The sequence below is a fragment of the Pseudomonas sp. LB3P14 genome, assembly GCF_054898045.1.
Window position 1 is genome coordinate 2,262,171 of record NZ_CM142714.1, and the last position, 17,935, is coordinate 2,280,105.

18 protein-coding genes are annotated in these 17,935 nt (G+C 58.9%); 14 read left to right on the plus strand and 4 right to left on the minus strand.

Annotation, left to right across the window (positions count from 1 at the left end; all coding sequences use genetic code 11):
- Nucleotides 1–48 precede the first annotated feature (48 nt).
- Both ACYZT5_RS10340 and ACYZT5_RS10345 read right to left on the minus strand, forming a co-directional pair.
- Nucleotides 49–759, minus strand: coding sequence for a GntR family transcriptional regulator (locus ACYZT5_RS10340; protein WP_462051009.1), 711 nt, complete (start codon nucleotides 757–759; stop codon nucleotides 49–51).
- 5 nt (nucleotides 760–764) lie between these two features.
- The gene (locus ACYZT5_RS10345) at nucleotides 765–989 is read right to left on the minus strand and encodes an acyl-CoA carboxylase biotin carboxyl carrier protein subunit (RefSeq protein WP_201117292.1); all 225 of its coding nucleotides are present in this window, start codon (nucleotides 987–989) and stop codon (nucleotides 765–767) included.
- A gap of 198 nt (nucleotides 990–1,187) precedes the next feature.
- Between ACYZT5_RS10345 and ACYZT5_RS10350 the strand changes: the two genes are divergently transcribed.
- Genes ACYZT5_RS10350 through ACYZT5_RS10395 form a run of 10 tightly spaced genes read left to right on the plus strand, consistent with a single transcriptional unit; the run spans nucleotide 1,188 to nucleotide 12,470 of the window.
- Nucleotides 1,188–1,655, plus strand: a complete 468-nt coding sequence (locus ACYZT5_RS10350) for an acetyl-CoA carboxylase biotin carboxyl carrier protein (RefSeq protein WP_462051010.1) — start codon at nucleotides 1,188–1,190, stop codon at nucleotides 1,653–1,655.
- Nucleotides 1,655–3,064, plus strand: a complete 1,410-nt coding sequence (gene accC / locus ACYZT5_RS10355; protein ID WP_462051011.1) for an acetyl-CoA carboxylase biotin carboxylase subunit — start codon at nucleotides 1,655–1,657, stop codon at nucleotides 3,062–3,064. The genes ACYZT5_RS10350 and accC overlap by 1 nt, the downstream gene beginning before the upstream one ends.
- The gene (locus tag ACYZT5_RS10360) at nucleotides 3,061–4,458 is read left to right on the plus strand and encodes an acetyl-CoA carboxylase biotin carboxylase subunit family protein (protein ID WP_462051012.1); all 1,398 of its coding nucleotides are present in this window, start codon (nucleotides 3,061–3,063) and stop codon (nucleotides 4,456–4,458) included. Before accC ends, ACYZT5_RS10360 begins: the two co-directional genes overlap by 4 nt.
- A 3-nt stretch (nucleotides 4,459–4,461) precedes the next feature.
- Nucleotides 4,462–5,961: a hypothetical protein gene (locus ACYZT5_RS10365; protein WP_462051013.1), complete on the plus strand. Its 1,500-nt coding sequence runs from the start codon at nucleotides 4,462–4,464 to the stop codon at nucleotides 5,959–5,961.
- Between the two features lie 7 nt (nucleotides 5,962–5,968).
- Nucleotides 5,969–6,403, plus strand: a complete 435-nt coding sequence (locus ACYZT5_RS10370; RefSeq protein WP_462051014.1) for a Zn-ribbon domain-containing OB-fold protein — start codon at nucleotides 5,969–5,971, stop codon at nucleotides 6,401–6,403.
- Nucleotides 6,394–7,923 carry an AMP-binding protein gene (locus ACYZT5_RS10375; RefSeq protein ID WP_462051015.1) on the plus strand — a complete coding sequence of 510 codons (1,530 nt, stop codon included), beginning with the start codon at nucleotides 6,394–6,396 and terminating at the stop codon, nucleotides 7,921–7,923. Before ACYZT5_RS10370 ends, ACYZT5_RS10375 begins: the two co-directional genes overlap by 10 nt.
- Complete coding sequence (locus tag ACYZT5_RS10380) at nucleotides 7,920–9,098, plus strand: thiolase C-terminal domain-containing protein (RefSeq protein WP_462051016.1); 1,179 nt, start codon at nucleotides 7,920–7,922, stop codon at nucleotides 9,096–9,098. The genes ACYZT5_RS10375 and ACYZT5_RS10380 overlap by 4 nt, the downstream gene beginning before the upstream one ends.
- A 44-nt stretch (nucleotides 9,099–9,142) precedes the next feature.
- Nucleotides 9,143–10,162 (plus strand): alcohol dehydrogenase catalytic domain-containing protein, encoded by a 1,020-nt coding sequence (locus tag ACYZT5_RS10385; protein ID WP_462051017.1) that lies wholly within the window; start codon nucleotides 9,143–9,145, stop codon nucleotides 10,160–10,162.
- Complete coding sequence (locus ACYZT5_RS10390; RefSeq protein WP_462051018.1) at nucleotides 10,159–11,700, plus strand: acyl-CoA carboxylase subunit beta; 1,542 nt, start codon at nucleotides 10,159–10,161, stop codon at nucleotides 11,698–11,700. The genes ACYZT5_RS10385 and ACYZT5_RS10390 overlap by 4 nt, the downstream gene beginning before the upstream one ends.
- Before the next feature lie 35 nt (nucleotides 11,701–11,735).
- The gene (locus ACYZT5_RS10395) at nucleotides 11,736–12,470 is read left to right on the plus strand and encodes an NAD(P)H-dependent oxidoreductase (RefSeq protein WP_462051019.1); all 735 of its coding nucleotides are present in this window, start codon (nucleotides 11,736–11,738) and stop codon (nucleotides 12,468–12,470) included.
- Between the two features lie 48 nt (nucleotides 12,471–12,518).
- On the opposite strand, the gene ACYZT5_RS10400 is transcribed toward ACYZT5_RS10395, so the two are convergent.
- Nucleotides 12,519–12,998 carry a VOC family protein gene (locus ACYZT5_RS10400; RefSeq protein WP_462051020.1) on the minus strand — a complete coding sequence of 160 codons (480 nt, stop codon included), beginning with the start codon at nucleotides 12,996–12,998 and terminating at the stop codon, nucleotides 12,519–12,521.
- 221 nt (nucleotides 12,999–13,219) lie between these two features.
- Here ACYZT5_RS10400 and ACYZT5_RS10405 point away from each other — a divergent pair, with 221 nt between their 5' ends.
- The 4 genes from ACYZT5_RS10405 to ACYZT5_RS10420 all read left to right on the plus strand — a co-directional run bounded on the left by ACYZT5_RS10405 (nucleotide 13,220) and on the right by ACYZT5_RS10420 (nucleotide 17,116).
- Entirely contained in the window at nucleotides 13,220–13,747 is a 528-nt protein-coding gene (locus ACYZT5_RS10405; protein WP_462051021.1) for a GrpB family protein, read from the plus strand.
- Nucleotides 13,748–13,897: 150 nt separating this feature from the next.
- A complete protein-coding gene (locus tag ACYZT5_RS10410) occupies nucleotides 13,898–14,440 on the plus strand; it encodes a DinB family protein (protein WP_462051022.1) in 543 nt (180 codons plus the stop codon).
- A gap of 994 nt (nucleotides 14,441–15,434) precedes the next feature.
- On the plus strand, nucleotides 15,435–15,872 hold the full coding sequence (locus ACYZT5_RS10415) for a GNAT family N-acetyltransferase (protein ID WP_462051023.1): 438 nt from the start codon (nucleotides 15,435–15,437) through the stop codon (nucleotides 15,870–15,872).
- 212 nt (nucleotides 15,873–16,084) lie between these two features.
- Entirely contained in the window at nucleotides 16,085–17,116 is a 1,032-nt protein-coding gene (locus ACYZT5_RS10420) for an IS110 family RNA-guided transposase (protein WP_462051024.1), read from the plus strand.
- A gap of 309 nt (nucleotides 17,117–17,425) precedes the next feature.
- On the opposite strand, the gene ACYZT5_RS10425 is transcribed toward ACYZT5_RS10420, so the two are convergent.
- Complete coding sequence (locus ACYZT5_RS10425; protein WP_462051025.1) at nucleotides 17,426–17,839, minus strand: arsenate reductase ArsC; 414 nt, start codon at nucleotides 17,837–17,839, stop codon at nucleotides 17,426–17,428.
- Nucleotides 17,840–17,935 lie beyond the last annotated feature (96 nt).

The window sequence follows — 17,935 nt, forward strand, 5'->3', positions numbered from 1 at the left end:
TGTCGACAATTTGACACAGCACTTGGGAGTGTTGTGCCCCCGTGTTAATTACTCAAGCTGATTCGATGCTGCTTGATGGGAAGCGTTGATCAACTCAACCATCATATTTGCGGCAACCGTGCTGCTGTTTTGTCTGAGTGCCTCGACCAGCTGACGCCAATGAATGGCGGAAGCCTGCCGGCGCTCTGGCGAACGCAACCCCAACCGTGTGTAGCGAGCGGTCTGGATACCCAGCGCACCCATGAGTTCTGCCAGCTGCTTGTTACCGCACGACTGGAACAACAGCGTGCTCAGTCGGTAACTGCCCTGTGCATACTCATCCAGCGCATCCGATTGCGCAGCGATCAGCTCAAGCCGGGTGACGATGGCATCCATTTGATTCACTACAGATGCATCAAGATCCACCAGGTACTTGGCCAACAACCCGGCCAACACGGCGCGGATCTCGAACAGGTTGTCGATCTCCTGCCGGCTCAATGACGTTACATGCGCGCCACGCTGCGGCACGATGGTCACGACGCCTACCTTCTCGAGAATGCGCAGGGCCTCGCGAATCGGCCCCCGACTGACCTGGAAGTGGTCGGCCAGTTCCTGCTCACGCACCGAATCTCCCGGCCCGTATTCACCTCGCAAAATCGCAAGCGTAATGCTCTCGGCAATCTGCTCCGGCATCGTCAACACGCGCTGGCGACCAGCCCGCATGATACCTATTGCACTACCGCCCTTGGCGGCCGACGCCGAACCTGCATTCATTGACATAGACTTCAATCGCACTCCATAAGCAAAACATCCTGGCCATCTTTCACCACTTCGCCCTCGGCAACGAGAACGCTGACCACTCGACCCGACTCCGCGGCCATCAGGGGAATTTCCATTTTCATGGACTCCATGATGATCAACGTCTGATCTTCTTCAACGACATCGCCTTCGCGGACATGGATCTGCCACACCGTTCCAGCGACATCCGATTTAACCGCGATTGTACTCATTCTCGCCCCCTCCAAAACACAACTGTTTTCTGAATCGCTGAGCCCTTGGCCGGCGCAAAGCTAAAATTTAGCTATCACGATTTGCGCAAGCGCCCTGGGTGATGATCAGCACATTACGTTATTGTCTGATTGTTGACAATCCTACGTATGGATGTTTTTATCGGTCAAGGCAATTCGAACAACAAGAGGCCCTGAGGCATGTCGCTCACACATAAAGAAGCACGAAGAATCCTTGAGATACTGGATCACACGACGCATTTGGACTTCCTCGAAGTCCGCATCGGTGACACCACGCTGACGGCCAGCAAGTCCGGCACGATTCAGCGGTCGCTGGAGCCTGTCCCAGGCGCCACACCCGCAAAAGCCGCACAGGTAGCGCCCTCCGTGGCGGCCGCGAGCGAACCCGAAGTCGCCGAGGGCCTGGTGGCCGTGCGCGCGACCATGATGGGCACCTTCTATCGCAAACCCAGCCCCGACCAACCGTCGTTTGTTGAAGAGAACGCCATGGTGGAGGCCGGGGCGCCCCTGTGTCTGGTCGAGGCCATGAAACTTTTCAACACCCTCGCCTCCCCGGTGAAAGGCCGCGTCGTGCGCGTCGTCGCCCAGGACCTGCAGATGGTTCAGCGGGACGAGCTATTAATGATTATTGAACCGGAGGCACGCTGATGAGCAGCATTCCTGTGGCAACCCGCGACATTCGTCGGGTATTGATCGCCAACCGTGGCGAAATCGCTGTACGCATCGTGCGCGCCTGCAAAACGCTGGGTATCGAATCGGTCGCGGCCGTCTCCGAAGCCGACCGACACAGCCTGGCCGCCCGCCTCGCCGACCAGTACGTCATCATTGGCCCGCCGCCGGCTGCGCAAAGCTATCTGTGCGCCGATCTGCTGGTGCGCACCGCACTGGAACACCGCTGCGACGCCATCCATCCGGGTTATGGTTTCCTTTCCGAGCGCTCGCATTTCGCTCAAGCCTGCGAAGACGCAGGGCTGGTGTTCATCGGGCCGTCGGCCGAAATCATTGACTCGATGGGCGACAAAATCACCGCCGTCGGTCTGGCCGAAAAAGCCGAAGTGCCGCGTGTACCGGGCTCGGATGCCGTGGCCGATGCCGACACCGCCCGCACCATCGCCGGCGAGATTGGCTACCCCGTACTGTTCAAGGCAACCGCCGGAGGCGGCGGGCGCGGCATGCGGATCGTGCGCAGCGATGAAGAGGCCGAGGCGGCTTTCCGTTCGGCCTCGTCGGAAGCGCAAGCAGCCTTTGGCGATCCGACCCTGTATGTCGAAAAATTCATCGAGCTGGCACGCCATATCGAAATCCAGATCATGGGCGACCGTCATGGCAACGTGGTGCATCTGGGTGAGCGGGAGTGCTCGACGCAGCGCCGTCACCAGAAGCTGATCGAAGAAGCACCCTCCCCCAGCCTCGCGCCACAAACCCGCGAGCAAATGGGTGAATGCGCCGTGCGTCTGGCGAAAAATGTCGGCTACTTCGGCGCGGGTACGATCGAATTCGTGGTCGATGACCGCGACGGCAAGTTCTATTTTCTGGAAATGAATACCCGCATCCAGGTCGAGCACCCGGTGACGGAGATGATCACTGGCTATGACCTGGTCGCCGAACAGATTCGCATCGCGGCTGGCCTGCCGCTGTCGTTCAGTCAGGCTGACGTGAAACTGGTCGGCCATGCGATCGAGTGCCGGATCAACGCCGAAGACCCGGATCGCAACTTCCTGCCGAGCCCTGGCCTGGTGAGCGAATGGCTGCCACCCAAAGGTAAAGGCGTACGGGTCGATACCCACTGCTACAGCGGCGCGACTGTGCCACCGTTTTATGACTCTCTGCTGGCGAAACTGATCGTGCATGCGCCGACTCGTAGCGAGGCGATCGTACTCATGCGCAAGGCGCTGAAGGACATGAAAGTCGTGGGCTTGTCGACCACGGCCAGCTTCCATCATGCCGTGCTCGACCATCCGGACTTCGTCGCGGGCCTCGTCACCACACGCTGGGTTGAAGACGTCTTTGTACCCGCCCGCAAACAGGCATTGAAACAAGCCAAGGAGCGCGCATGAGCATGACAACATTGGTCGATGTCAGCCTGAGCGACGGTCAGACCGCGGCCTGGAGCGGTGCCGTCAGCACGGCGATGATGCTGGGGACAATGAACTCGCTTGGGCACGCTCGACTGGCCGCAATCGAGGTATTGAGCCCGGCCGTGATCGCACAATGCGTAAGCCGTGATGAGAATCCTCTGCAGCGCGTCGCCGCATTGCGCGAACGCGCCAATGGCACACCCCTGCGCGCAACCGTGAACCTGCTGCCCGTCCATGGCCACATCGATGTGCTCGCCGGCGAAGCCCTGGACATTTGGCTGCGAATGCTTGCGAAGTCCGGCATCAGCGAGGTCGTGTTGATTGATCCGCTGCTGGACCTTTCGCGCCTGGGCAACGCCGTGCAGCAGGCGCAGGCCAACGGTTTGACGGTCATCGCCGCCCTGCCCTACGTGGACGATCCCGAGCATTGCGATGCGTATTATTCGGCTTGTGCAGCACGGTTGGTCCTGATCGGTGCACAGCGCATCATGCTGCGCGACGAAGCCGGCCTGCTGCATGTCGATCGCCTGCCCGGCCTGCTCTCGGCCCTGCGCAGCGGCCTTGATGGCACACCGCTGGATTTGCACACACGCTGCCATACCGGCCTCGGCCCGCAGGTGGCGCTGGAAGCGATCCGTCTCGGCATCGATCGCCTCGATGCTGCGCTGCCCGCTGTTGCCAACGGCGCATCGGCGCCTTCGCTGTCGCTGCTGATCCGATCCGCAGCCTTGCTCGAACTGCCACTGCAATCACCGGATCAGGATCGTATAAAAGAAGCCCAGGCTCAGCTCGCTGCCGCGGCGGATCAGGAAGGATTTGCCGAAAGCCTGCCCTGGGCCTTCGACCTGGCGCCTTACGAGCATCAGTTGCCAGGTGAAATCGCCGCCGAAGCTCTTCAAGCGTTGCGCGAGCGCGGGCGCTTGGCTGATCTGTTCGAGTTTTCCCGCGAATGCACGCGTATTCGCCAGGAGTTGGGCAATCCGCCGATGCTGCAACCTTTCGCACAAGCCATCGCGCGACAGGCACTCGAGCATCTCGATGCCGGACCCCGCTATGCCACGTTGCAGCCCGCACTGCGCCGCTGGTTGCAAGGCTGCTACGGCCCGATCGACACGTCGTTGTCCAGCCTGCAACAACGCATCGGCGCTGTGGCGAACCCTTGCCGTCCGATCAATGTGCCCGCCACTGAAGAGGCGCTGGCGGCGCTGGTCTGCGGCTGCCCTGCGCTGCCGCCGCTGCAAAAACTTCACTATGAAGTTCGCACACCCGAGCAAGCCCTGACGCAAGGCCTGCTGCAACGCTGGCCCAACTACACCGTATTGAGTGTCACAGGCCCCGGTCTGTCCATCCATCTCGAACACAGCAAGGGGTGACATGTGCTGAATCAACTACGCGAAAAAGTGAACGCAGAATTCGCCCGTACCGGCAAACGTCGGCGTATCCAGCTGGTCGATGCCACCCTGCGTGACGCACACCAGTGTTTGTGGGCCACTCGCATGCGCACCGAGCACATGCTGCCGATGGCCGAGCGCCTGGATGCCTTGGGTTTTGATGCGATTGAAGGCGTTGCGTTGGTGCAGTTCGACGCCAGCGTGCTGTTCCTCAACCAGAGTCCGCTGGAGCGGCTACGCCTATTGTCCGAACGCATCCGCCACACGCCGCTGCGCGGTGTCGTGCGCAGCAACATGTTGCGTAGCTTCTACCCCGAGCCGGACGATTTGAGTGAACTGTACGTCGAACGTCTGGTCGCCAACGGTGCGCGCGATATCGGTTTTCTCGACTCCCTGCACTGCTGGGATAACCTGGTGCCTGCGATCACCACCGCCAAGCGACTCGGCGCGACAACGACCCTCGCCATGATTTACAACCTGGCCCCCGGCTACGACGCGCCGTTCTATGCCGCCAAGGCGCGCGAGGCCATCGAGCGCTTCGATATCGACGCCTTTACCTTCGGCGACGCTGGCGGCAGCATGACCGTGGAGCAGGTGCGCAGCATTGTGCCGGCGATCAAGACCGTGATCGGTGATCGACCGCTGGAAATCATCACCCATTGCCTGAACGCGACCGGTTCGCTGGTTGCGCTGGAAGCAGCCGTGCACGGTGCCGACCGTCTGCTGTGCTCGATCGGGCCGCTGGCCAACGGCAATGCCGGACCGTCGGCGCAGATGCTGGCTCGCAACCTGCGCGAGATCGGCTTCGAGGTCAGTTTCGATGACCGCGCGGCAGACGAAATCGGTGAATACCTTGCCGGGGTTGCCGAGGAGAACGGCTTCCCCGTGGGAGTCCCGGCGGAATACGACCCGGCTCACTTCGTCACCCAGTACGCCGGGGGCGCCATGTCTAATCTGCAATCGCAGCTTCAGCTGGCGGGAATCGCCGACAAGCTGCCGGTCGTACTCGAGGAGATCGGCCGCATCCGCGTGGAACTGGGTTCGCCGGTGATGGCTACACCCTTCCCCGCCATGATCGCCGCGCAGGCAGTGATGAACGTGCTGAGCGGCGAGCGTTACAAGGTGGTGCCGGACGAAGTGAAAAAGTACGTGTGCGGCTATTTCGGCGCCCTGCCGCTGCCGGTAGACCCCGACATAAAAGACCGCGTGCTCGCCAACGGTTCCCGTGAAATTGCCATCACGCCGCCAGTGCTGGCGCCAAGGGTTCCGGAGCTGCGTCGCCGCTATCCCGGCCTGTCGGATGATGAACTGCTGCTGCGCGCCATGTACGGCGACGAAAAGATCACCGGGCTCGTACCGACCGTGGTCGACGACACCTTCAGTGTGCGCCGCCCGCTGCACGAACTGATCGCCGGCCTGGCCAAGCTCCCGGAACAACGTCATGTGCACATCGCCATGGCCGGTTTCGAACTGCGTACTCGCTGAGGTTGCCATGTCGACTCCTCTCTCTGCCCGGCCACTGCCGCAACCCACTACCGAAACGGCCGCCTATTGGGCGGCCGCGCAGGAACACCGACTGGTGATCCAGCGTTGCGGTAGCTGCGGCCACTGCCAATTTTACCCGCGGGCGTTCTGCATCGAATGCCTGTCCGACGGTATCGAATGGATCAATGCCAGCGGTCATGGGCGCATCTACACCTACACGGTCTGCCGGATCGCCCCCTCGCCGGCGTTCGAATCGCGGTTGCCGTATGTGGTTGCGCTGATCGACCTCGATGAAGGCGTTCGCCTGGTGGCCAACATCCTCGACGCCGACCTCGAGCGCGTCGCCATCGGCGCCCGCGTCAGCGTCTGTTTCGAGTCCGTCAGCGAATCCTGCACGCTGCCCCAGTTCACTCTTTTGGATAAGCCGTCACCATGGAAATGATTACCGACCACTTCGATGCCGGCGCCAATCGCCACCCGGATAATGTCTGCCTGCAAGGCACAGGTTTCAGCCTCACCTATGCCGAGGTTCAGGCCGACTCCCATGCCATCGGCCATGCCCTGACATTGCTGAGACTCCGGTCCCCCCATGTCGGCGTACTCGCGCCCAATCATCCATTAAGCTTCGTCGCCATGCTGGGCGCCTTGCGCGCGGGAGCGACCTTCGTTCCCCTGAATGCCCGTGACTCGATCGACAGCCTGATCTGGTTCATGAGTTTCACCCAACTGTCCGTGCTGGTGCTGCACTCCCAATACGCCGAGCATGCCGAGCGCATCCGCGCGGGCGTGCCGACACTCAAAACCCTGATCGGCCTGGACGAACCCATCGCCGGACTGAGCATCGCCGAGTGGTGCCGAGAGCACGCCGGCCAGCGCTGCACCGTGCGCCAGTCCCTCGACGACACCGCCCTGATCAAGTCCTCGGGTGGCACGACCGGTCGGCCGAAGGCAATCATGCAAAGCCACCGCGCCCTGCTGGCCTGCTACCGCATCAGCAACCAGTTCATGCCACCGGCCAAGAGCCCAGCGCATCTGGTGGTGGCGCCGCTGACCCATGCTGCAGGCGCGACCGCCATGGCACTGTCGAGTTTCGGCACGCGTAACGTGATTGCACCGTCCGCCGATCCGGGCGCCGTTCTGGAAACCATTGAACGGGAACGCATCACCCACCTTTTCCTGCCGCCGACCCTGATCTACCGACTGCTGTCGCATCCGGACGCGAGGACCCGCGACTGCTCCTCGCTCGAATACGTGATCTACGGCGCCGCACCCATGTCCGTGGACAAGCTGCGCGAAGGCATCGCCCTGTGGGGACCGGTGTTCGTGCAGTGTTATGGCCAATCCGAAGTGCCGGGCGTGATTACGGTACTGACCCGCGAAGATCACATGCGTGACGGTAAGCATCTGGGTTCCGCCGGCCGCCCCACCGGCGCTTGCGAAGTGGCGCTGATGGATGAGGAAGGACGCTTCGTCGAGCCGGGCGAGCGCGGCGAGATTGTTGCCCGTGGCGAGCTGGTTGCCCCGGGTTACTACGACAACCCGCAAGCCAATGCCGAGGCACGACGTTTCGGCTGGCACCACACCGGTGACATCGGTGTGTTCGACGAAGGCGGTTACCTGTACATCGTCGACCGCACCAAGGACATGATCATCTCTGGCGGTTTCAACATCTACCCGAGCGAAATCGAGCAGGTGATCTGGGCGCATCCGGCGGTCATGGATTGCGCGGTGGTCGGCATTCCCGATGCCGACTGGGGCGAAAAAGTCATCGCCGTCATCGAACTCAAGGCTGGCGCCAGTGCAACTGCCGAGGAGTTCATCGCGGTCTGCCGCGAAAAACTCGGCAGCCTCAAGACGCCAAAACTCGTGCTGTTCTGGGAGAGCCTGCCACGCAGCCCGGTCGGCAAGGTGTTGAAGAAAGACGTGCGTGCGCAGCTCATCGCCCAGGAGCCGCAACCATGACGCTCGACGCTTCCCGCCTGGCCGGCCGTTACGCCATTGTCGGTGTGGGCGAGGCCGGTCTTGGCAAGGCTCAGCCGGGAGACACCGCGCTGTCACTGCAATGCCGATCGGCACGCGAGGCCTTGCTCGATGCAGGGCTCACGCTCGCCGACGTCGATGGCGTTTTTGCGCACTGGGACGACCGCGCCAATGCGCTGCTGGTGAGCGAGTACCTGGGGATCACGCCGCGCTATGTCGACAGCACGGTGGTGGGCGGCGGCTCGCCGCTTACCCATCTGATCCACGCCATGGCCGCGATCGACGCCGGCTTGTGCTCGGTGGCGCTGGTGACCTATGGCAGTACCCAGCGGCTGGATCACAGCCGCAACCGAGGTGGAGCGATCACCGACCCGCGCTCCCCATCGGGCCAGTTCGTGTCGCCCTATGGCGTGCTCAGCCCGATCAGTTGGTATGCGATGCTCGCGCAACAATATTTGCACCGCTATCAGGCGAGCGCAGAGGACCTCGGCGAAGTGGCGATCAATGCGCGGCGCTGGGCGCAATTGAATCCACAGGCCACGCTGCGCAAACCGCTGACAATGGAGGAGTATCTGGCTTCGCCGCTGATCTCGGACCCTTTACGCAAGGCCGACATCTGCCTGGTCAGCGACGGTGCCGGCGCGTTGATCCTCACCAAGGCCGAGCACGCCCGCACGTTGGCAAAGCCTCCCGTCTTCATCCGTGGTTTCGCCGATACCTATCGGCATCACGTGACACCGCTCAGCTCTACAGACTGGCTCGACCCTGGCGTTATCGCCGACTGCACCGAGCAAGCCCTGCGCATGTCGGGTATCGCGCGCAGCGCATTGAGCATGGTGCAGATCTACGACGCCTTCACCATCAACGTGCTGGTCGCCCTTGAGGCCATGGGATTTTGCCCGCCAGGTCAGGCCGGTGCGTTCCTGCGCAGTGGCGTTGGCGCGCCCGGCGGCGCATTACCGGTGAACACCTCCGGCGGTGGACTGGCCTTCAACCACTCCGGTCAGTTCGGCATGCAATTGATGATCGAGTCGGTGCGCCAGCTACGGGGTGAATGTGGCGAACGCCAGGTCGCCAATGCCAACAGCTGTTTGGTCCAGGCCAGTGGGCTGCTGATGTCGGCCTTCATGTCCATGGTGCTGGCAAAAGGTGATTGACGATGAATACGGCGATCCCAATACGAACCATGCAGGCTTTTCGCATGTTCGACTGGCACGACGGCGGCCGCCTGTGCGAAGTGCCTGTGCCGGTTCCCGGCCCCGGTGAAGTGCGCCTGCGGGTCGGCGGCAATGGCCTCTGTCAGTCGGATCTGCATGCGCTGGACGATTTGTGCTGCTCGCCCCCGCACCTGGATGTGCAGCTGCCGATGACCCTCGGCCATGAAATCGCCGGCTGGATCGACGCGCTCGGACCGGGCGTCAGCTGCTGGGCGGTCGGTCAAGCATGCGCCGTGAGCATCCCCGGCTGTGGTCATTGCCGGGCCTGCATTGACGGCTGGAACAACTATTGCTCCACGTCGCGGCGCATCTACGGCGGAGGGTATGACGGCGGGCTTGCCGAATACGTCGTGGTCCACGAGGACTGCCTGGTTGATATCGGCACTCTTGAACCCTGGAAAGCCGCGCCGTTGACCGACGCCGGGCTCAGTGCCTACCACGCGGTCAAACGCGTTGCGCCACTACTGCAACCCGGCAGCAACGTGCTGGTCATCGGTGTCGGCGGACTGGGGCATATCGCTATCGCCACGCTTGGCGCGATCACGGCGGCCCATGTCGTCGCCATCGATACCCGCGTCGAGGCCCTGGGGCTGGCCGTCAGCCAAGGGGTGGATCGGGTGCTGGATGCCACCGATTTAACCCCAGAGTTGTTTCTCAAGCGTATCGGCCGGGTCGATGCGGTCCTGGATTTTGTCGGCAGCGGCGACACCCTGCGTCTGGCGGCCGGCGTGATTCGCCCGCTCGGGCACATCGTGGTGGTCGGGCGCGGGCACGGTGCCTTCGAATTACGCAATGGTTCGCTGCCCTACGGCGCCATGATCAGCACCACCTTCGGTGGCAGCAAATCCGAGCTGATCGAGCTCATCGCGCTGGCGTCCACCGGCCGCCTGCCGATCCACCTGCATCGCCATCCGCTGGATGAAGTGGCGCAAGTCCTGCACAAAATGCGTCGCGGCGAAATCGTCGGGCGTGCCGTTATAATTCCCAATGAGACTTCACGATGACCCGCGAACACCTATCACCGGAACAAGAACTGCATGCCCGCCGCGAGAGCACCCTGCAAATGGGCGGCGAGGCCAAGCTTCAGGCGCGTCGCAATGCCGGCGTACTTAACGCACGGGAACGTCTGGAGGGTTTGCTGGATACCCAGTCGTTCAGCGAGATCGGCATGCTGGCCCACTCTTCCCGCCCCGAAGACCGGGACAGTACGCCCGCCGACGGCAAGATCACAGGCTTTGGCCGTATCGACTCGCGCCGGGTGGCCGTGGTGTCCAACGACATGACGGTGAAAGGCGCGTCCTCCTCGTGGATCAATGCGCGCAAGATCGCTTACATGAAGGAATGTGCTACCCGCAACGGCATGCCGCTGATCTTCCTCGGCGAATCGTCGGGCCAGCGCATGCAGGATGCGATGGGCGCGGCCAGCATGGCCAGTGGCGGCCAGGATGCCCAACAATACTGCCGACGCCGCGAGACCCCGTGGGTCAGTGCGGTGCTCGGACCCTGCTTCGGCTCGGCGAGCTGGTATTCGTGCCTCGCGGATTTCACCGTGATGCGCAAAGGCGCACTGCTCGCCGTTTCCAGCCCAAAAGTTACCGCCGTGGCGATCGGCGAGACGTCAGATACCGAAGAGCTCGGTGGCTGGCGCATGCATTCCGAAATCACCGGCCTGGCGGACATGGTCGTCAACAATGACCAGGAAGCGCTGACCGCCATTCGGCGTTTTCTCAGCTACCTGCCCTCTCACTCGAATGAGACGCCAGCCGTACTGCCCTGTGCAGCCGAAGACCGCCCAGACTCGTCAGGACCAGAAAGCATCGTCCCGAACGAGCGCAGCAAAACCTACGACATGCGCAAGCTGCTCGCCACGCTGGTCGATCGCGACAGTCTGTTCCCACTCAAGGACCGCTTCGGTCGCTCGGTGGTCACCGCCCTGGCCCGCCTTGAAGGTGTCAGCATCGGAATCGTCGCTTCCAACCCGCAATTCAAAGGCGGAGCTCTGGACGCCGATGCCTGCCGCAAGGCCACCGGCTTCATCGCCCTGTGCGACTCGTTCAACATCCCGCTGATATTTCTTGTCGATACACCCGGCTTTCTCGTGGGTATCGAAGGCGAAAAACGCAGCGCACCCGCACACATCATGAACATGATTCACGCCGTACAACTCTGCTCGGTGCCGAAGCTCTCGGTGGTCGTGCGCAAGAGTTTCGGTCAGGCCTATCTGAATTTCGGCGGCGGTCGCAACAGTGACCAGTCGGCCGCGTGGAGCATGGCGGATGTCAGTTTCGTGGATCCCGGCGTAGCGGTCAGCGTGGTGCATGGCGTGACACGCGAGAGTGACCCTGAGCGCTACGACCTCCTGCATGCCGAATTCTCGAAAGACACGTCGGCCTTCGCGCTGGCCGGTGCGATGGGCACCCACGAGGTGATTGCACCGCGAGAAACCCGGCGCTTTCTCGTCGAAGCACTGGCGGCTCAGCGACGCGGATTCAATAACGGTATCGGACGCCATGAAATGCATACGTGGCCAACCTACTTTTAACCTTCGGCCAGCACACAATTGATCAAGGAACTGCCATGAACGTTTTAATCGTGCATGCCCACCCCGAACCAAAATCCTTCACCGCTGCGCTGCGCGACCAGGCAGTCGAGACCCTACAATCCCAAGGGCATGAGGTTCGGGTATCCGACCTGTACGAGATGAATTGGAATCCGGTGGCCAGTGCCGATGATTTCTCGGCCAGAGAAAACCCTGAGTACCTGGTCTACGCACTTGAGCAACGACGCAGCAGCAAAGAGCAGACACTGGCCGTCGATATACAGCAAGAGCTGGACAAACTGTTGTGGGCGGATCTGCTGATCCTCAACTTCCCTATCTACTGGTTCTCGACACCGGCCATCCTCAAGGGCTGGATTGATCGCGTATTGGTGTCCGGCATCTGCTACGGCGGCAAACGCTTCTATGATCAAGGCGGCCTGAGTGGCAAGAAAGCACTGGTGACCGTGACGCTGGGCGGGCGTGAACACATGTTCGGCGAGGGCGCCATCCATGGCCCTTTGGAGGACATGCTGCGCCCGCTTCTGCGCGGGACACTGGCCTATGTCGGGTTGAATGTGCTGAAGCCTTTTGTCGGCTGGCATGTCCCCTACATCAGCGCTGAAGCACGACAGGAATGCCTGGTCAGCTATTGCCAGCGCCTGGAGAACATCGATGAAGATCAGCCGATTGAGTACCCACGGTTGAGTCAGTTCGATGATCGGCTTTATCCCCTTGGACTCATACCTGTCAAACCGGACACCCACTACGGTTGATGCGGCAGCATCCGACCTGCCTGAGCACCCAGCCAAAAGCTGCGTTGGTTAACGCTTAACAGCCGCTTCAATCGCAGCGATGTCGATCTTTCTCATCTCCATCATGGCGTCGAAAGCGCGCTTGGCCACCGCTCGATCAGGATTGGTTATCGCGGCTGTCAGAACCCGTGGTGTGATCTGCCATGACAATCCCCACTTGTCCTTGCACCAGCCGCATACACTTTCCTCGCCGCCATTTCCGACAATCGCGTTCCACAAGCGGTCTGTTTCGGCTTGGTCATCGGTCGCAATCTGGAACGAAAAAGCCTGGTTGTGCTTAATCGCCGGCCCCCCGTTCAGTCCGAGACAAGGGATGCCCATCACCGTGAACTCGACCGTCAAGACATCACCCTGCTTGCCCGCCGGATAATCGCCAGGCGCGTGAAGGACAGCTCCCACAGCGCTGTCCGGAAACGTCCCGGCGTAGAACGTCGCAGCGTCCAACGCGGTGCCGTCGTACCAGAGACAAATCGTGTTCTTGCTGATCATCTTGGTTCTCCAAAATCGGGATTGGTGCGTGCATTTTAGCAGCGCAGCCAGCGGGTACATCAGCGCCCAAGTTCCTAATCTGCCAACTCCAGTAGCTGCTCCGCATTGGAGGCGATAACATCCCGGGCTTGCATGGATGCTGCTTGGCAGGGTGTGGAGCGCGCACGCACAGTCTCGGAGTTTCCATATTGCCAAGCCTGCGGATACAAGGAAGAAGCACCATGGCGCTAACTAGCAAGATTTCACCCTATGACAGTAGCTGGCCCGTGCTCTTCCTATGCGCCAAAGGGCAGATCGCAAAGGCGTTTGGCACTGAGCTTGTTGCCATCCATCATGTCGGAAGCACCGCTGTTCCCGAGCTCGCAGCCAAGCCAGAGATCGACCTCCTGGTCGAGGTTGCGCAACATCGAAACGAATCCTCCCGAGACAATGTCATGCGTGAACTCGGTTACGCACGAGGCAGCGATCTGTCGCCAGGTCACCACTTTTATCGGCGCGATGTTGATGGTGTGCGAACTCATAAGGCCCACGTTTGTATCTCCGGCCATGGTCAAATCGAAAGAATGCTCCGCTTTCGCGATCTGCTAAGGGACGACCCTGTGATTCGCCAGCGGTATCAAGACTTGAAACTTGAGCTGGAAGCGAGCAACACCGGCGGCATCGGTGAATACCTGGCACAGAAGGCCCCTTTTATCGACGAGCTTATGGGTTCGGTCTCGATTTCAAGTGCCATTCGAACATCCACGTAGATACTCCATTTCTTGAGGATTATCCGGGAGAGGCAGAGCGGATCAAACGATACGCCTTGCCTGGGACGCAAAACCGATAGATGCCCTGCATCACAGCCGCTTGAGATAAGCGTGGAGCGCTTATCAAATACATATTCAAAGGATGAACACATGAGCCGCACCGACCACATCTGTCTGATGGCGACCTATAACAAATGGATGAACGCAAAGATCTATGGGGCAGCAAGGTGCTTGTCCGATGATGAGCTCTCAGCCGATAGGAAAGCGTTCTTTAAGTCTATTCTTGGGACGCTAAACCACGTAGCGATCGGAGACACTGTGTGGCTAAAGCGATTCGCCAAGCATCCAGCGGACCACTCGGCACTGGAGCCGGTGATGCAACTTTCTGATCCGAAAAGCCTCGACCAACTGTTGTTCTCTACTATTCCAGAGCTCTCAGTGCATCGAGAGAGACTCGATCAGATAATCGTCGAATGGGCTCACTCTATTTCAGAGTCCGATCTAGACCACAATCTCCATTACGCCAGCATGAAAGGTGCAGTGTCCGATAAGGATTTTTACAGCCTGGTCATGCATTTTTTCAACCATCAAACCCATCACCGTGGCCAGGTTACTACGCTGCTTTCACAGGCTGGTATTGACGTAGGTGATACAGATTTAGTCTTTCTTATTTCATCCCAATCCTGCGTATAAATAAGCTCGTCACCACGCGATGCATCGACAACGACTACCGTCAGGATTCATCAGAAATGAGAACGAATTCATTAGAAATGAGATCCAGCTTGGTGTTGCCTATGGTTGTAACTGACAATTTATTGATTTAAGTGCAGCACGCTTAGGCAAGCGCCAGTATGTGCGCTGCCAAGGGAAGCGCCGGGCATACGTTTTCACTTTGATTGGAATTTTTTTCATTAAGAATGGAATCAGCTAGCTGTAGCCAGCTGTCTCGCGACAACTTTAAAACCAGCATGGTCGCCGTGTGTGGAAGTCGGACCTTTGTTAGGCCAGTATCCGCGGTGCGGCACTGACCAGCCCCGCTCCAAAGCGTCCCCCAGCCTGGCGACACTCTTGGCCACACAACTGCTACTGCTCATGCACCTAGCGATCCGAGCGACCTTGGTGGCAAGATGCCAGCCCGAGCACTGCGCACAAAGCATTCGATACACCTAAAGGTTTCCATAGTAGTCACTAGAAACTTTTGGTTTACACAGCCTATTGAAATTACTGCCTACCTACCCTTCAGTGATCATTAGAAAATAAAATGAAGTCATTAGTTTATAAAACGGGCAAGCATCCCCACTCCTATTCGTGACAGGCAGCAACGACCATATGTAGCAGTCGGTGGACAGGCTATTGGCCGAACTGGCCAACGAAACATAGGAAGGTCTAGCGATGTCTAGCGAATTTTGCTAGACATCGCTAGATTTGCATATTGGTGGGTCGCAGCCATGACCGCGTATTTACATGTGCTGACGCGCAGGCGCGACAGGCACCTATCGGCCAAAAGCAGACCATGGACACGCAGTTAATACGTCAGTAATGTGCAAAGTAATATGTCGCTTTCCCCCTTCTTGATGTCGCGTTTACAACGTCGATTTTTTTGATTGCTCAAGGGAATACGCATGAACATGGAATGTTATGCCAAAAGCCATTCGGCACCTAAAAGTTGAATTTAAGGAGCAATAAAGTGGAAATCAAGATTGATGTATTGGGTTCTCCAACAGAAAAGGATAAAGGAGTTCTGAATAATAGGTTTTCAGAATATCTTCGAATTCAATATCCAAATCTACCACCAGAAACGGAAGATAAAATATTTATGGTGATTGCACACGATGAAGTAGGCGACTACATCGGTGCAATAAGCTGTAATTGTTACTGGGATGGCTTAGAAATTGACACCTTTTGGGTTAAGGAATCTCATCGCGGTAAAAAAGTAGGATCTATGCTTTTGGAAAAAGCAGAAGAGATTGGTGCCAACAATGGGGCAGTAGTTGCATTCTTAAAAACCGTTGATGCTAAAAAGTTCTATGAGCGGCATGGGTATGAGATTTATGGTGTTCTTGAGGATCGCCCAATCGGGACTAACCTGTATCATTTAAAGAAACGGCTAGTAAAACATGCATAACAACTGGTTAAAATCGTTCACTTCGCTCAATGGGACAGGCTAAAGCCCCCCTTAACCAAATGCTGGTCAGAGTCCGCTATGGGTCGATTGCAGCCCTTTCGCCACAGGCAGTAATCGGCCAGAAGCAATGGGATGGACTCCTCCTCACCTCGGCATCTTGAGTGCCAGACTGAAGGTGCGAACCACAGTCAACAGTGAGAAGGAGTCCACACATGAAGCTTATGCGCATTGGGGTCGACTTGGCCAAGAACGTGTTTCAGATTCACGGCGTGGATCGTAATGAGCAGCCCGTCTGGCGGCAGCGTTTATCGCGCGATCGCTGGCTGCAAACGGTGCTGAAAAAGATCGAACCCGGCTGTGAGATCGGCATGGAAAGTTGTGGCGGTGCACACCATTGGGCACGGCAGCTACAGGCACGCGGATTTCGGGTGAGACTGATCGCGCCGCAGTTCGTCAAACCGTACGTCAAGAGCAACAAGAACGACGCCAACGATGCCGAGGCAATCTGTGAGGCGATGAGCCGCCCCAGCATGCGCTTCGTCGCCGTCAAGACCATCGAACAACAGGATATCCAGGCGACGCATCGCATCCGGGCCGGCTTAATCGAACAGCGGACGGCCAAAGCCAATCAGATTCGTGGGCTGATCGCCGAGTACGGCCTCGTTGCGCCGAAGGAATTACTGATGCTGCGTCGCGCAATACCGTGCTGGCTAAAAGATGCAGATAACGGTTTGACGGCACGCTTTCGTCGTCTGCTGAATGGTTTGTGGGATGACCTGCGCGCACTTGATGAGCGCGTGAGCGAACTCGATGGCGAGATATCTGCAATCGCGGCAAGCGACCCAGCGGCCGTCCGTTTGCAGCAACTTCGCGGCGTCGGCCCGATGATCGCCACCGCACTCATTGCTGCCATCGGTGATGCCCGACAGTTTGCCAATGGCCGACAGTTGGCCGCCTCGCTAGGGCTGACGCCAAAGCAACACAGTTCTGGCGGCAAGGATCGACTGCTTGGCATCAGCAAACGTGGAGATGCTTATCTCCGAACGTTGATGGTCCACGGTGCGCGGTCAGCACTGCGCACAGCCAAGTCCAAAGACGATCGACTTAGCCAGTGGGTCGTCCGCTTAGCCGAGCGCTCACATCCCAATGTGGCCGCTATCGCACTAGCGAACAAAACTGCACGCATGGCTTGGGCGATGCTGCGCAGCGGCACTGATTACCAACCGGATCGAGCAGCGGCCTGACCTATTCATCCCGGGAGAAGCACCTCACACCACGATTGCGAAGCAACCCGAGCAATGGCAAACCGGTCGAACCGGCGTCGGCAAAACCCTCAAGTGTCCAGGTGCGCAAAGCACGTAGAAGCGATTGGGAGCAGACGCGCGAATAGCCCATCATGGCCCAGCATCGAATCGATGCCGAAGTCAGAGGCCGAATATACGTGTGCAGTCGGCACGGGCGCCAAAGCAAAGGAGGCTTGCAACGAGGAGGAGTCCATATACGGTCATTGGAACGAGCGTCTGAGAACAGCTAGCTATCGTTATCGCGGATGTTCACTGCCTTGTCTTCACTGTGACAAACATTTTGATGCGATCGTGAATCTCTTGGAGTGCATGACGGAAAGGCTCATGTTTCTCACTGGTCGTTGGGTCTTCAAAACTCCAAACGATCACCTCACCGGAGGACGGCATCCGTGAAGCTTCTTCGGATGACTTATCACATAGGGTGATCACGTAGTGAAACTGTTGCCCTTCAAATTCACTAATCAATTTGCTACGCAGGCCGTTTGTTTCTATGCCTATGTGTTCGAGAGACTCCAGGGTTCGAGGATCAACCTCACCGGGTTCGAGGCCAGCACTGAAAGCTTCGAAGTGTGTTGAGTCAGTATGGCGAAGCAGCGCTTCGGCCAGCAACGAACGGACATCATTTTTAGCGCAGAAAAACAGAACCCGATTTTTGTCAGTCATTTCTTTCTCCCCGTTCGAACAGTGACCCGAGAAAACGACATTGCTCAGTTAAGCAGCGTTTTTGATCGCCCGACCTCAAGTCGATGGAGTGCACTG

Excerpts from the sequence above, each read along its gene's own strand:
- ACYZT5_RS10340 (WP_462051009.1), bottom strand. The coding sequence starts at position 759 with ATGTCAATGAATGCAGGTTCGGCGTCGGCCGCCAAGGGCGGTAGTGCA.
- ACYZT5_RS10345 (WP_201117292.1), bottom strand. The coding sequence starts at position 989 with ATGAGTACAATCGCGGTTAAATCGGATGTCGCTGGAACGGTGTGGCAG.
- ACYZT5_RS10350 (WP_462051010.1), top strand. The coding sequence starts at position 1,188 with ATGTCGCTCACACATAAAGAAGCACGAAGAATCCTTGAGATACTGGAT.
- accC (WP_462051011.1), top strand. The coding sequence starts at position 1,655 with ATGAGCAGCATTCCTGTGGCAACCCGCGACATTCGTCGGGTATTGATC.
- ACYZT5_RS10360 (WP_462051012.1), top strand. The coding sequence starts at position 3,061 with ATGAGCATGACAACATTGGTCGATGTCAGCCTGAGCGACGGTCAGACC.
- ACYZT5_RS10370 (WP_462051014.1), top strand. The coding sequence starts at position 5,969 with ATGTCGACTCCTCTCTCTGCCCGGCCACTGCCGCAACCCACTACCGAA.
- ACYZT5_RS10375 (WP_462051015.1), top strand. The coding sequence starts at position 6,394 with ATGGAAATGATTACCGACCACTTCGATGCCGGCGCCAATCGCCACCCG.
- ACYZT5_RS10380 (WP_462051016.1), top strand. The coding sequence starts at position 7,920 with ATGACGCTCGACGCTTCCCGCCTGGCCGGCCGTTACGCCATTGTCGGT.
- ACYZT5_RS10385 (WP_462051017.1), top strand. The coding sequence starts at position 9,143 with ATGTTCGACTGGCACGACGGCGGCCGCCTGTGCGAAGTGCCTGTGCCG.
- ACYZT5_RS10390 (WP_462051018.1), top strand. The coding sequence starts at position 10,159 with ATGACCCGCGAACACCTATCACCGGAACAAGAACTGCATGCCCGCCGC.
- ACYZT5_RS10395 (WP_462051019.1), top strand. The coding sequence starts at position 11,736 with ATGAACGTTTTAATCGTGCATGCCCACCCCGAACCAAAATCCTTCACC.
- ACYZT5_RS10400 (WP_462051020.1), bottom strand. The coding sequence starts at position 12,998 with ATGATCAGCAAGAACACGATTTGTCTCTGGTACGACGGCACCGCGTTG.
- ACYZT5_RS10405 (WP_462051021.1), top strand. The coding sequence starts at position 13,220 with ATGGCGCTAACTAGCAAGATTTCACCCTATGACAGTAGCTGGCCCGTG.
- ACYZT5_RS10410 (WP_462051022.1), top strand. The coding sequence starts at position 13,898 with ATGAGCCGCACCGACCACATCTGTCTGATGGCGACCTATAACAAATGG.
- ACYZT5_RS10420 (WP_462051024.1), top strand. The coding sequence starts at position 16,085 with ATGAAGCTTATGCGCATTGGGGTCGACTTGGCCAAGAACGTGTTTCAG.
- ACYZT5_RS10425 (WP_462051025.1), bottom strand. The coding sequence starts at position 17,839 with ATGACTGACAAAAATCGGGTTCTGTTTTTCTGCGCTAAAAATGATGTC.